This window comes from Nocardioides hwasunensis (assembly GCF_014779665.1).
Taxonomy (GTDB): domain Bacteria; phylum Actinomycetota; class Actinomycetes; order Propionibacteriales; family Nocardioidaceae; genus Nocardioides; species Nocardioides hwasunensis.
The window spans coordinates 1-12344 of sequence record NZ_JACXYY010000006.1; the positions used below are offsets into that span (position 1 = coordinate 1).

At 71.3% G+C, this 12344-nt stretch carries 11 protein-coding genes, 1 pseudogene and 1 other annotated feature; of the genes and pseudogenes, 8 read left to right on the forward strand and 4 right to left on the reverse strand.

The features are described from left to right. Window positions 1–495: pseudogene (locus IEZ25_RS14470) on the reverse strand (transposase); the annotation flags it as partial. Further along, window positions 86–214: a sequence feature (AL1L pseudoknot), on the reverse strand. It overlaps the preceding pseudogene by 129 nt. 48 nt (window positions 496–543) lie before the next feature. Further along, window positions 544–2004, reverse strand: a complete 1461-nt coding sequence (locus tag IEZ25_RS14475; protein ID WP_191200176.1) for an HNH endonuclease signature motif containing protein — start codon at window positions 2002–2004, stop codon at window positions 544–546. Window positions 2005–2345: 341 nt separating this feature from the next. Between IEZ25_RS14475 and IEZ25_RS22310 the strand changes: the two genes are divergently transcribed. Continuing rightward, window positions 2346–2960 (forward strand): GNAT family N-acetyltransferase, encoded by a 615-nt coding sequence (locus IEZ25_RS22310; protein WP_191200177.1) that lies wholly within the window; start codon window positions 2346–2348, stop codon window positions 2958–2960. 133 nt (window positions 2961–3093) lie between these two features. Here the strand turns inward: IEZ25_RS22310 and IEZ25_RS14485 are convergent, their stop codons facing one another. Further along, the gene (locus tag IEZ25_RS14485) at window positions 3094–3402 is read right to left on the reverse strand and encodes a hypothetical protein (protein WP_191200178.1); all 309 of its coding nucleotides are present in this window, start codon (window positions 3400–3402) and stop codon (window positions 3094–3096) included. Beyond that, complete coding sequence (locus IEZ25_RS14490) at window positions 3399–3749, reverse strand: GNAT family N-acetyltransferase (RefSeq protein WP_191200179.1); 351 nt, start codon at window positions 3747–3749, stop codon at window positions 3399–3401. Before IEZ25_RS14490 ends, IEZ25_RS14485 begins: the two co-directional genes overlap by 4 nt. 151 nt (window positions 3750–3900) lie before the next feature. On the opposite strand from IEZ25_RS14490, the gene IEZ25_RS14495 reads away from it, so the two are divergent. The 7 genes from IEZ25_RS14495 to IEZ25_RS14525 all read left to right on the forward strand — a co-directional run bounded on the left by IEZ25_RS14495 (window position 3901) and on the right by IEZ25_RS14525 (window position 12153). Continuing rightward, window positions 3901–5328 (forward strand): uracil-xanthine permease family protein, encoded by a 1428-nt coding sequence (locus tag IEZ25_RS14495; RefSeq protein WP_191200180.1) that lies wholly within the window; start codon window positions 3901–3903, stop codon window positions 5326–5328. A 4-nt stretch (window positions 5329–5332) separates the two neighbouring features. Further along, on the forward strand, window positions 5333–6199 hold the full coding sequence (locus IEZ25_RS14500) for an FAD binding domain-containing protein (RefSeq protein ID WP_191200181.1): 867 nt from the start codon (window positions 5333–5335) through the stop codon (window positions 6197–6199). Beyond that, window positions 6196–6714: a (2Fe-2S)-binding protein gene (locus IEZ25_RS14505; RefSeq protein ID WP_191200182.1), complete on the forward strand. Its 519-nt coding sequence runs from the start codon at window positions 6196–6198 to the stop codon at window positions 6712–6714. Before IEZ25_RS14500 ends, IEZ25_RS14505 begins: the two co-directional genes overlap by 4 nt. Continuing rightward, window positions 6711–9137, forward strand: coding sequence for an aerobic carbon-monoxide dehydrogenase large subunit (gene cutA / locus IEZ25_RS14510; RefSeq protein WP_191200183.1), 2427 nt, complete (start codon window positions 6711–6713; stop codon window positions 9135–9137). Before IEZ25_RS14505 ends, cutA begins: the two co-directional genes overlap by 4 nt. Before the next feature lie 76 nt (window positions 9138–9213). Then, window positions 9214–9879, forward strand: coding sequence for an SRPBCC family protein (locus tag IEZ25_RS14515; RefSeq protein ID WP_191200184.1), 666 nt, complete (start codon window positions 9214–9216; stop codon window positions 9877–9879). After that, the gene (locus IEZ25_RS14520) at window positions 9876–11270 is read left to right on the forward strand and encodes an amidase (RefSeq protein ID WP_191200185.1); all 1395 of its coding nucleotides are present in this window, start codon (window positions 9876–9878) and stop codon (window positions 11268–11270) included. The genes IEZ25_RS14515 and IEZ25_RS14520 overlap by 4 nt, the downstream gene beginning before the upstream one ends. Window positions 11271–11280: 10 nt before the next feature. Then, on the forward strand, window positions 11281–12153 hold the full coding sequence (locus tag IEZ25_RS14525) for a DUF2262 domain-containing protein (protein WP_191200186.1): 873 nt from the start codon (window positions 11281–11283) through the stop codon (window positions 12151–12153). Window positions 12154–12344 lie beyond the last annotated feature (191 nt).

Here is a 12344-nt window from a genome sequence, read left to right on the forward strand (position 1 = left end):
GCTCGGCCGCGATCACCGCCACGATCTCGGCGTCACGCCGAGCACGTCGCGAAAGACGCCTGGACCTAGCCTCGTAGTAGGTCGACGGGGCGATCTTGATCCCATGCTCAGCGAGCACACGACAGATCGGCTCGACCCCGTAGTCGGCCTTGTGGGTGTCGATGAAATCGATCAATACCTGTTGGGGCGGTCGAGCTCCGCCGCGAAGAAAGCCGAGGCGCTCTTCAAGATCTCGTTCGCCCGCCGCAGCTCGGCGTTCTCCCGCTTCAGCGACTTGATCTCAGCCAGCTCCTCGCTGGTCTTCCCGGCCCGGACACCACCGTCGATCTCGGCCTGCCGGACCCACTTGCGCACCGACTCGGTCGAGGTGATCCCGAGCTTCGCAGCGATCGACCTGATCGCAGCCGCCTCGTGCGGATAGTCCGCACGCGACTCCAACACCATCCGCACCGCGCGCTCACGCAACTCGGGCGGGTACTTCGAGGGACGTGCCATGAGAGTGATCCTTCCAACGAATCAGCTCTCCGGACATCCCGGGGCGGTTCAGGTTCGTCGGTGGTGGCCGCGCGGTGCTGGTGGTGATGGTGCTGGGCCCGGTGGTGGTTCGGGTCTGGGTGTGGGTGCCTCGGTGGTGGTGGTCCGTCCGGTGGGGAGGGTCCACTTGTAGGCGCCGCCGGGCAGGCGGCGGTAGGTGAAGTGTCCGAAGGTCTTGGCGCGGTGGTGTCGGCGGCACAGGGGTGCGAGGTTCGCGGGGCGGGTTTGGCCGGGTGGTCCGCCTTGGTCGAGGGGGATGTACTCGTCGATGTGGTCGAGGTCGGCTTGGGTGGAGGGTCTGGTGCAGGCGGGGTAGACGCAGGTGGGGTCGCGGTGGCGGACCATGGCGGCCATCCGGGCGGGTGGGTCGTGCTCATCGACGGGCGGGTGGGCTCGTGGGTCGAGGTCGACGACGGGGTTGATCGTCACGGTGCCGGCTGCCAGCAGCCAGGTGCGGAGGCGGCCGAGGAGGACGGGTCCGAGCTTTGGCGAGACAGCGACACCACGCCTGTCGTCAAGCAAGTCGCGGTCGGTGATCCGGAACTCGAGGACCACCCCACCCGAGTGGGCGTTGATCTTCTCGCTCCCCGTCTTGCTTGGGTGGCGGAACGGGTTCGCGGTGGAGTGTGCGACGTCTTCGGCGACCACCACGGCTGGGTCGTGGTCGGGATCCAGTGTCCGGTCGGGGTCGGAGAGGTCGGTCGCGGTGAGGAGGTCGAGCGTGGCCTGGGGGTTGGCGAGGACTCCGACGGCGTGGGCGCGGCGTACGTCGAGGTCACCGGGGTGGCCGAGGACCCGCATGGTGGTGGCCATCGTGGACACGGTGTGGTCGAACGCGAGGGCATCAGCGGTGTCGAGGCTCATGTACACCTCGCTGACCCCGGGTGCACCGCGGTCGTGGTCCACGTCGACGCGTCGTGCGGCGAGGGCTGCGTCGTGGTCGGCGATCGCGCGGTCGGGGTCGGCGTAGAGGCGGGCTTCGTGGACCAGGACTCCGACCCGGTGGGGGTTCAACCGGTGGGGCTGCCAGGTCAGGAGCCGGTCGGCGTGTCCGGCTGCGGCCGGGTCGAGGTCGCGGGACTCGCGGGCTGCTTCGCGGCCGAGCCGCACCGGGACGCGTAGCTGCCTTACCAGTGCCCACAGGCGTGGGAGGCGGTGGGCGAGGTCGAGGACGTCACCGAGCAACGCCAACGTGGCCTCGTGGGAGAGGTCGAGTGCGGCCGCGAGCTCGTGGACCGCGAACTCCGCGACCAGCGGGGTGCCGGGCCCAGCGATCGGGATCGCCTGCTCCCCGAACAACGCGGCCTTCGAACCGGGAGCGGCTGGGGAGTCGGCCCGCCAACCCGCCACCGACTCGGGGTCGGTGTCGGGTGCGGCGATGTGGGCGTGGGCCCACGCGAGCGCGGAGCCGAGGATGTCGACCTCAGCACGACGGCGGGCGGCGATCGCCGCAGCCGCCCTGTCCAACACGGCGCGGTCTGACACAGCGCGGTCCGACGCGACACGAGGATCCGTGTGCGACGGAGCCGGAGCGGCGGTGGACATGCGTCCATCATCCCAGAGACCACCGACACTCTGACCTGCCCGGACTCATCCGTGGAGAAGTATTTTCGAACAGGTGCACGCTGACAGAACCCGGTTCTGGGGCCTTGCTTTCGACACGCTCGCTGGCGCTCGCTGCTCAACCGGCGGACCGGAGCGGCGCTCGTCGCTCAACCGGCGGCGGGCTGGCGCGCGCTGCTCAACCGGCGGCTCACCTGCGGCGGCCTCGTGACAGCTGCCGCACCCGGCCCTTCATAGGGTGGGGTGCCGTGACCTCCTCCGACACCTCCGTGCCGTTGCCGGTCCACGTCAGGCGGGCCGGGACGGGTGAGCTCCCGCGCCTCGGGGAGGTGCTGCGCGACGCCTTCGCCGACCACCCGTGGACGCGCTGGACGATCCCGGACGACGACCACATCGGCCGGCTCGCGGCGCTGCAGGCGATCTACCTCGATCACGCCACGCGACACGGCGGGCGGATCTGGGTGAGCGACGAGCTCGACGCGGTGGCCGTCTTCGTGCCGGCGGACCTGGCCGATCCGTCACCCGAGCAGACCGAGCGCATCCTGGCCGCCCACGGTGACCGGGTCGCGCGGCTGGCGGCCCACGAGGAACGGATGGCCGGCCGTCGGCCGGCCGCTGAGTGGACGCTCGCCACCATGGGCGTCCTGCCGGCTGCGCAGGGGAGCGGCCGGGGCAGCGCCCTCCTGCGTGCCGGCCTCGCCGACCTGGCGGGCAGCACGGTGATGCTCGAGACCTCCCAGCCGAGCAACGTACGGCTCTACGAGCGGCACGGCTTCGTGATCGTCGAGCGGCTCGACGGCGTGGTCGATGGTGACGGTGCGGGGCCGCCGGTCTGGGTCATGGTCGCGCGTCCAGCGGGTTGAGAGGTCTCGTCACGGTCGCTGCGCGGCGTCCTCGACCAACGGTGGGTGGGCGGGCGGCGGCCTTGGTTTCGACACGCTCGCTGGCGCTCGCTGCCCAACCGGCGGCGCAGGCGCTCGCTGCTCAACCGGCGGGTCAGGCGGGCCGGGGCGGCAGGCTCAAGACGCTTCTCGTAGAACACGCGCGTGAACCCGTGCTCGGCCAGGTCGAGCAGGGTGCGGCCGTGGCCGTGGTGCGAGGGCGGCACGGCGCGCCGTCCTCGAGCGCCACCCACGCCTCGGAGTCCTCGACGGCGCCGGCGTGGTCGGTCTCCATCGGGCCGGGGCGCAGGCCGCCCATGCGGGCGACGTAGGGGGAGTACGCCGCCTCGGCGATGTGCTGCTGCGCGGGTACGTCGTCGGCCGTGGCGCGGCGCAGGACTCGGTGGCGTACCCGTGACCTCACGCCCTGACCGGCGTGACACAGCTGAGCTCGAGAGGTGCCACGTCGGTGTCGTCGACGGCGCGGAGCCGTCCGGGTCGGTCCGGCTCGAGACGGCTCAGACCGATCCAGCCCACGAGGACTCCGTCGTGCTCGACGACGAACTGGGCCGGACGATCGGCCGGCACCTCGGGCAGCTCCGCTTCGAGCACATCGCGCTCGCGCGGGCCGCCGAGGTGGCGGTCGACCTCGGCGTCGGACCCCAGGTCGACGAACGTCGCGCGGTCGCGTGCCTGCGGCGCCCGGAGGACGAGGCGGGCGGTGCGGACCGGCGCCGGCGGCCAGTCCTCGACGGTGAGAGGCGTCGCCATGCACCGAGATAACGGCGACTGGTGGACCCGCCGAAGAACTTGTCATCGACCTCGGCGTTCCTTCGGCAGATGTCGCCAGTGAGGGTGTGTGATGTGGCGCACTAGTTTGTGGATTCTCGGGTACACACCCCTGCGAATCTGGAGGCCAGCGATGTCGATGTTCAAGTGGGACGTGGTCGATCCCGGACCCGGAGAGGCCGTAGCCCCGCACCAGCGGCTGGCGTGGGGCAAGACGGTCGGGCTCGGCGCCCAGCACGTGGTCGCCATGTTCGGCGCCACCTTCGTCTTCCCGATCGTGATGGGCCTCAACGCCAACCTCGCGATCATGATGAGCGGCATCGCGACGATCTGCTTCCTGCTGATCGTCAAGGGCAAGGTGCCCAGCTACCTCGGCACCAGCGCCGCTTTCGTCGGCGGCGCCTCGGCGATCTACGCCCAGGGCGGCGGCCCGGCCGACGTCACCGGCGCGATCATGGTGTCCGGCATCGTGCTGGCGCTGGTGGGTGTCGCCATCCACTTCGCCGGCCCCGGCTTCGTCAACAACCTCCTGCCCCCGGTCGTCACCGGCGCGGTGGTCATGCTGATCGGCTTCAACCTCGCCCGCGTCGCCACCGGCATCTACATGCCGGCCGACCGGTGGGTCGCGCTGATCACCATGTTCGCGGTGATCCTGATGGCTGTCGGCCTCCGCGGCTTCTTCGGTCGCATCGCGATCTTCCTCGGCCTCATCTTCGGCTTCGTCGTCTCGCTCGTCTTCGACGCCATCGGCGTCGGGGGCGTCGAGGGCAAGCGCGTCGACTGGAGCGGCGTCAAGTCCGCCGACTGGTTCGGCTTCCCGCCGCACACCGTCGACGGCCTCGTGGGCAACCAGAGCCCGTTCGGCGGCGCCAACAACCTCGCCGAGGTCGGTTGGCACCTGCCCAACCTCTCGATCACCTTCACCCTGCTGGCGATCCCGGCCGTCATCGCGCTGGTCGCCGAGAACATGGGCCACGTCAAGGCGGTCTCGGGCATGACCGGCACCGACCTCGACCCCTACATGGGTCGCGCGGTCGCCGCCGACGGTGTCGGCACCACGCTCGCGTCCTTCGTCGGTGGCTCGCCCACCACGACGTACGCCGAGAACATCGGCGTCATGGCCGCCACCCGGGTCTACTCCACGGCCGCCTACTTCGTCGCGGCCGTCGTGGCGATCCTGTTCGGCTTCGTGCCGAAGTTCGGCGCCCTCGTGGCCACCACGCCCAGTGGCGTGCTCGGCGGCATCACGCTCGTGCTCTACGGGATGATCGGCCTGCTCGGCGCCAAGATCTGGGTCGAGAACAAGGTGAATTTTGCCAACCCTGCCAACCTCGTCCCGGTGGCTGCAGGACTCACGATGGGCATCGGCCTGGCCGACAACGCCTTCTTCAACATCACCTCCGACTTCCCCCTGGGCGGCATCGCCATGGGCACGCTGATCATCGTGCTCGGCTACCACCTCGCCAAGGCCGTGGCCGGCGCTGCCGGTCTGGACGACGAGGGCGCGATCCTCGCCGTCGGTGACGAGGGCGCACACAAGACCGAGGGCGAGGCCAAGTAGTTCCGTGAAGCCAGCACCTTTCGCCTACCTGCGTCCGTCCACCCTCGACGAAGCCCTCACAGCACTCGCCGGGGAGCAGGGGGCGAAGGTGCTGGCCGGCGGCCAGTCCCTGGTCCCGCTGCTGTCCATGCGCCTGGCCGCACCGGCGATGCTCATCGACATCAACGCCCTGCCCGACCTCGGCTCGGTCCAGGTGGACGAGTCCGGTGTCCGCATCGGGGCGCTCGCCCGCCACGCCGAGGTGCTCGCGTCGAGCGAGGCCGCCGAGGTGCAGCCGCTGCTCGCGATGGCGCTGTCCCACGTGGCGCACCCCACGATCCGCAACCGTGGCACCACTGTCGGCTCGATCGTGCACGCCGACGCCGCAGCCGAGATGCCGATGGTGCTGCGGCTGCTGGAGGGATCGGTCGACGTCGCGTCGGTGCGTGGTCGTCGTACGATCCCGGCCGCCGAGCTGTTCGCCGGTCCGCTCGAGTCGACGCTGGCCCACGACGAGCTCGCGGTCGGGGCGTTCTTCCCGGCGCTCGCCGCCGGTGCGGGGGTCGGGTTCCAGGAGATCGCCCGCCGACATGGCGACTACGCCCTGGTCGGGGTCGCCGCCCACGTGCAGCTCGACGGTGACGCCGTGGCGAGTGCCCGCATCGGCTTCGTCTCGGTCAGCGACGTGCCGGTCGTCGTCGACGTGACCGACGCCGTCCAGGACACCGCAGGTGATCCCGCAGCCGCGGCGCTCGCCGAGCTCGACCCGGCCGACGACATCCACGCGACCGCCGCCTACCGCGCCCACCTGGTCAAGGTGCTGGTGCCGAAGGTGCTCGCGGCCGCGACCGACCACGCCCGTGAGAGGGCCCGACAGAGGATGGACTCATGACAAGCCAGACAGAGGAGCTCCACGACGTCCGGCTGCACGTCAACGGCACCGTCCACGAGGTGCGGGTGCCCGCGCGGCGCCTGCTCTCCGACGCGCTCCGCCACGACCTCGGCCTCACCGGCACCCACGTCGGTTGCGAGCACGGCGTCTGCGGCGCCTGCACGATCCTGGTCGACGGCTCGCCGATGCGCGCCTGCCTGATGTTCGCGGTGTCCGCGGTCGACGCGGAGATCACCACGGTCGAGGGGCTCACCGAGTCCGACGGCTCCGCGCAGGGACGGTTGAGCCCGGTGCAGCAGGGGTTCTCCGACTGCCACGGTCTCCAGTGCGGCTTCTGCACGCCGGGGTTCCTGACCACGATCACCGCCGGGCTGCGCGACAACCCCGACCCGACCGAGGAGGAGGCGCGCGAGATGATCGCCGGCAACCTCTGCCGTTGCACGGGCTACCAGAACATCGTCAAGTCCGTGCTCCGCGCGGCCGAGATCGAGCGCGAGCGGGGGGAGTCGGCATGACGACCAAGCTGTTCGGCACGAAGGTGGCGCGCGTCGAGGACCAGCGCTTCCTGCGCGGCCAGGGTCGCTACGTCGACGACCTGCTCACCGACGACCCGCGGCTGCTGCACTCCGCGGTGCTGCGCTCGCCGCACGCCCACGCCCGGATCCTCGACATCGACGTCTCCGACGTGCTCGACCTCGAGGGCGTGGTGGCCGTCTGGACGTGGGACGACCTCACCGGCCCGATGGCCGAGCCACTCCCGCTGCTGATCCCGCACCCGGCGCTCACCCACGGCCGCACCCAGTACGCGCTGGCCAGGGACGAGGTCAACTACGTCGGCGAGGCGATCGCCTTCGTCGTCGCCGTCGACCGCTACGTCGCCGAGGACGCCGTCTCGCGGATCCGCGTCGACTACGAGTACCTCGAGCCCGTCGTCGGCATCCCCGCCGCCCGCGCCGCGCAGCGCACGGTGCACGACGACGTGCCCGACAACGTCGGTGCCCGGATGACGCAGGAGAACGGCGACGCCCGTGCCGCGATCGCCGACGCCCCGCACACCATCACGCTCGAGCTCGACATCGAGCGCTCGGCCTGTACGCCCATGGAGGGCCGCGGCACCGTCGCCCGGTGGGACCCCGACACGAGCCGCCTCACGGTGTGGAGCTCGACGCAGACCAGCACCGGTGTGCGCGGCTGCGTGGCCGCCAAGCTCGGCCTCGACCTCGCGAAGGTCGACGTGATCACCCCCGACGTCGGCGGCGGCTTCGGCGTGAAGATCAACCACCCGTGGCCCGAGGAGCTGCTCGTCCCGCTGGCGGCGATGACGCTGGGCCGGCCGGTGAAGTTCACCGAGGACCGTCGCGAGCACTTCATCTCCTCGGCGCACGAGCGCGCGCAGCAGCACCACGTCGAGGTCGGCTTCGACGACGACGGCCGGCTGCTCGGACTCAACGTCGAGTTCTGGCACGACCACGGCGCCTACACGCCGTACGGGCTGATCGTCCCGATCATCACCTCGACCCAGCTGCTCGGCCCCTACAAGCCGCTCAACTACCGGGTCTCCTTCGAGTCGCTCTACACCAACACGGTCATCGTCACGCCCTACCGCGGTGCCGGACGGCCGCAGGGCTGCTTCGTGATGGAGCGGACGATGGACGCGATCGCGGCCTACCTCGGCAAGGACCGCACCGAGGTGCGCAGCACCAACTTCATCCAGCCCGACGAGTTCCCCTACGAGCACGGCCTGATCTTCCAGGACGGCCGCGAGCTGACCTACGACTCCGGCGACTACCCGGCCTCCCTCGCCAAGCTCAAGGAGCTGGTCGGCTGGGACGAGTTCGAGGACTTCCGCGCCGAGATGGCCTCCCAGGGCAGGCGGGTCGGCATCGGCCTGGCCTGCTACGTCGAGGGCACCGGCGTCGGTCCCTACGAGGGTGCCCACGTGCACATCGAGACCTCCGGCAAGGTCAAGGTCGCCACTGGGCTCACCACCCAGGGTCAGGGCCACCAGACGGCGTTCGCGCAGATCGTCGCCGACACCCTCGGCGTGCGCTTCGAGAACGTCGAGATCACCACCGGAGACACCCGCAAGATGCCGTACGCGGTGGGCACCTTCGCGTCCCGCGCGGCTGTGATGAGCGGCTCGGCGATCCACCTGGCCGCACTGCGCGCCAAGGAGAAGGCGCTGCGGATCGCGGCGGAGGCGCTGGAGGCGGCCGAGGACGACCTCGAGATCAAGGACGGCGTCGTCTCGGTGAAGGGCACCGATGCCTCGATCGACCTCGGCACCGTCGCCGTCCTCTCGAACCCCTTGCGCTACGCCTTCGACGAGGCGTCGAAGGCCGCCACCCAGTTCTCCGTCGGCGACCCCGGCAAGCCGCCGGTCGACGAGGACGACGAGCCCGGGCTCGAGGGCAAGGACTTCTACTCGCCCGAGCGCTCGACGTTCGCCAACGGCATGCACGCCGTGATCGTGGAGACCGACCCCGACACCGCAGAGATCACGATCCTCAAGTACGCCGTGGTCCACGACTGCGGTCACCTGATCAATCCCATGATCGTCGAGGGCCAGATCCACGGCGGCGTCGCGCAGGGTGTCGGTGGAGCGCTCTACGAGCGGATGGCCTACGACGAGTCGGGGCAGCTGCTCAACGCCTCGTTCATGGACTTCCTGATGCCCTACGTCACCGAGGTCCCGACCACGATCGACATCGACCACCTCGAGACCCCGTCACCGCTCAACCCGCTCGGCATCAAGGGCGCGGGCGAGGCAGGCGTGATCCCGTCGGCCGCCGTCTTCGCCGCCGCCATCGAGGACGCGGAGGGCTTCCCCATCACCGCGATGCCCATCTCGCCGTCCGAGCTGTTCGACCTGCGTCTCGCGCACGCGCCCGAGGCCACGCCCACTGCTGCTGCAGCCCCCGCACCCACTGGTACCTAGGGACGGACCGGTAGGTCGACACCACGTCCGACCTACCAGGACGTCCCCAGATATCGAGCCAGAAGGAGACCCACACATGAAGTTCACCGGCGAGAACACGCTGGCCGCCCCCGTCGCCCAGGCGTGGGACGCGCTGCTCGACCCGGCCGTCCTGGTCCGCACCATCCCCGGCTGCGAGCGGCTCGAGGCGACCGGCGAGAACGCCTACGCCATGACCGTCACCGCGGGCGTCGCGTCGATCAAGGGGACCTACGCCGGCTCCTGCCTGCTCACCGACCTCGTCGAGCACGAGTCGCTGGTGATGAAGCTCGACGGCGCGGGCGCGCCCGGCACCATCGGCGCGACGGTCAACGTCCGCTTCACGCCCGAGGGCGACTCGACGCGGGTGTCGTACGACGCCGACGCGGTCGTCGGCGGCATGATCGGCGGCGTCGGGCAGCGGATGCTCACCAGCGTCTCGCGACGGATGGCCGGCGAGTTCTTCGGCAACGTCGACTCGGCGATCGCGGGCGGCGGCGCCCCGGCACCGGCGACCCAGGCCCCGAGCACGGGGGTGAGCGCGCTCTCCTCGACCGGTGCTGCCGAGGCTCCGGCCGCGGGACAGGTCTTCACCGCGCCGGCGAAGTCCTCTGCGGGCTCGGGCTCGGGCTCGCACCAGGAGTTCCTCACCGGCGTGGCCGTCGGCGCGGGGCTCGTGGTGCTCGGTGTCGTGGTCGGTGGGCTGTTCGGACGCCGCCGGTGACCGACCTCTCGGTCGACAGCACCGCGCGTGACCAGGCGGGCGCCGTGCGCGCCGGCGAGATCTCGGCGCGCGAGCTGCTCGAGCTGCACCTCGACCGGATCGAGGAGCGCAACCCCGAGCTCAACGCCATCGTGTCCCTCGACGAGGAGCGTGCCCGTGCGGCCGCGGCCGTCGCCGACCAGGCACAGGCCTCGGGCGAGGAGACCGGTCCGCTGCACGGCCTGCCCTTCGCGGTGAAGGACACCCACGCGCTCGACGGCTGGCGCACGACCTACGGCTCCCCGCTGTTCGCCGACGCGGTCGCGGACCACGACGAGCTGCTCGTCGAGCGGGTCCGCGGTGCCGGCGTGGTCTTCGTCGGCAAGACCAACGTGCCGGAGTTCGCCTCCGGCTCGCACACCTTCAACACCGTCTTCGGCGTGACGCGCAACCCCGTCGACCCCAGCCGCTCGGCCGGGGGGTCCAGCGGGGGAGCGGCGTGCGCGCTCGCCACCGGCATGGTGCCGCTGGCAGACGGCTCCGACATGGGTGGCTCCCTGCGCAACCCGGCGTCGTTCTGCGGCGTGGTCGGGATGCGTCCGTCGCTCGGCCGGGTGCCCGAGTGGCCGCTCTACAACCAGTGGGAGACCACCTCGGTCGGCGGACCGATGGCCCGCAACGTCGGTGACCTCGCCCTGCTGCTGTCCGTCATCGCCGGGCCCGACCCGCGCGCCCCGCACGCGCTCGGCGATGCCGGGGCGAGGTTCGCCCCGCCGGTGGCGCCGGCCCCGCTGGCCGGGCTCCGGATCGCGACGAGCGTCGACCTCGGCGGGGCCTTCGCGGTCGACCACCGCGTCGCGGACGTCGTACGCGCGACGGCGGCGCGGCTCTCCGACGCCGGTGCCGCCGTGACCGAGTCCCACCCCGACCTCTCGCTGGCCGACGACACCTTCCGCACCTTGCGGGCGTGGCACTTCCAGGCCAAGCTCGGCGCGCTGCTCGCCGAGCACCCGACGTCGTTCAAGCCGTCGCTGGAGGCCAACATCCGTGCCGGCGAGCCGCTCACCGGCGCCGACGTGGCCCGCGGCTACCGCCAGCGCACGGCCCTGTCCGAGACGATGCGGCTCTTCTTCGCCGACGCCGACGTGCTGCTGCTGCCGACCTCGCAGGTGCCGCCGTTCCCGGTGGAGCACGAGTTCCCCGAGACCATCAACGGCGAGGAGATGCCCGACTACCTCGCCTGGATGCGCTCGGCCTACTTCATCAGCGTCACCGGCTGCCCGGCCATCTCCGTCCCGGCCGGCACCACGCCCGAGGGCCTGCCCGTCGGCGTGCAGCTGGTCGCCCGGCACGGCGCGGACCGGCAGCTGCTCGAGGTGGCCGCGGCGCTCGAGCAGCTCCTCGCTCCGTAGGCTCCGCCCCATGGGCGAGCAGGAGGAGCGCGCGGCGTTCGACCGTCGGCACGCGGCTGAGGTCGTCGAGATCACCGTGCTCACAGGCACGACGGTCGGTGGCGCGGGCAAGGCGGGCGACGCCGCGCTGTGGACGCCGTCGGCGGACGTCATCGCGTTCGTCGACGAACGCGGCGGCGTGGTGACCGACGAGGGCCGGCTGTCGTGGCTCGCCACCGACGACCAGCGTGGGGGATGGATCCACGACCTCCAGGCGCACACCCAGTACGTCGTCCGCGTCCGGCGGGCGGACCCCGACCCCGCCGAGTACGCGAGGTGGGGCCAGCCGGTGCCCGACCTGTCGGGCCACTTCGCGCTCGTCGAGGTGGTCGAGCGCGACGTGCACGTCCCCGCGCTCGACGAGCGGCTCGCGCGCTGGCTGCAGCCGGTCGTGCTGTCGACCGACCTCGGCGACTTCACCCTCGAGCGGTCGTTCGGGCACTTCGTCGGCGTGGTGGACTGGCCCGGCGGTCGGGTGCGCGTCAGCCTCGACGTCGATGTCGACTCGGACGAAGGCGGCGAGACCTGCACGAGCGCCCTGGCCCGGCTGATCGCGTACGCCGCCGACGCGACCGGCACCGACGCGCGCTGGCGGGCGTACGCCGCGAGCACCCTCGTCGACCTGGCCGAGGACTGGCGCCAGCAGGCCGACGCGGACGACCGCGGTGACGAGCCGGTGACCGCCGAGACGTTCGTCCGGCGGATCCGACTCATCGACCTCGGTGTCGCGGCCGATGGGTCGACCACGCCCTACTACGCCGACGGCGACCTGTTCTGGGGCCACGTGATCCTCCTCGACGTCGAGCCGGACGGCTCGATGACCGACGCCTACATCGCCGGCTGACGGGGCGGCCGGCCGACCGGCCTGTGCAGGAAGCTGTGCACGAGCCTGTGCAGAACTGCCCTGGCCTGGGGATAGAGCGACCCGTTCTGGGGACGACACGCCGTGGCTGAAAAGAGGTGTCGAATCCGCTGGCGAAACCCTTGTGCGAGGCGTGCTGGCAGGCGTAGAACTCTCCCTACGCAGCCCCGCAA

What these genes read in the sequence shown, in the direction of transcription:
- IEZ25_RS14490 (WP_191200179.1), bottom strand. Translation starts at nt 3,749, where the DNA reads ATGGCGACGCCTCTCACCGTCGAGGACTGGCCGCCGGCGCCGGTCCGC.
- IEZ25_RS14515 (WP_191200184.1), top strand. Translation starts at nt 9,214, where the DNA reads ATGAAGTTCACCGGCGAGAACACGCTGGCCGCCCCCGTCGCCCAGGCG.
- IEZ25_RS14525 (WP_191200186.1), top strand. Translation starts at nt 11,281, where the DNA reads ATGGGCGAGCAGGAGGAGCGCGCGGCGTTCGACCGTCGGCACGCGGCT.
- IEZ25_RS14495 (WP_191200180.1), top strand. Translation starts at nt 3,901, where the DNA reads ATGTCGATGTTCAAGTGGGACGTGGTCGATCCCGGACCCGGAGAGGCC.
- IEZ25_RS14505 (WP_191200182.1), top strand. Translation starts at nt 6,196, where the DNA reads ATGACAAGCCAGACAGAGGAGCTCCACGACGTCCGGCTGCACGTCAAC.
- cutA (WP_191200183.1), top strand. Translation starts at nt 6,711, where the DNA reads ATGACGACCAAGCTGTTCGGCACGAAGGTGGCGCGCGTCGAGGACCAG.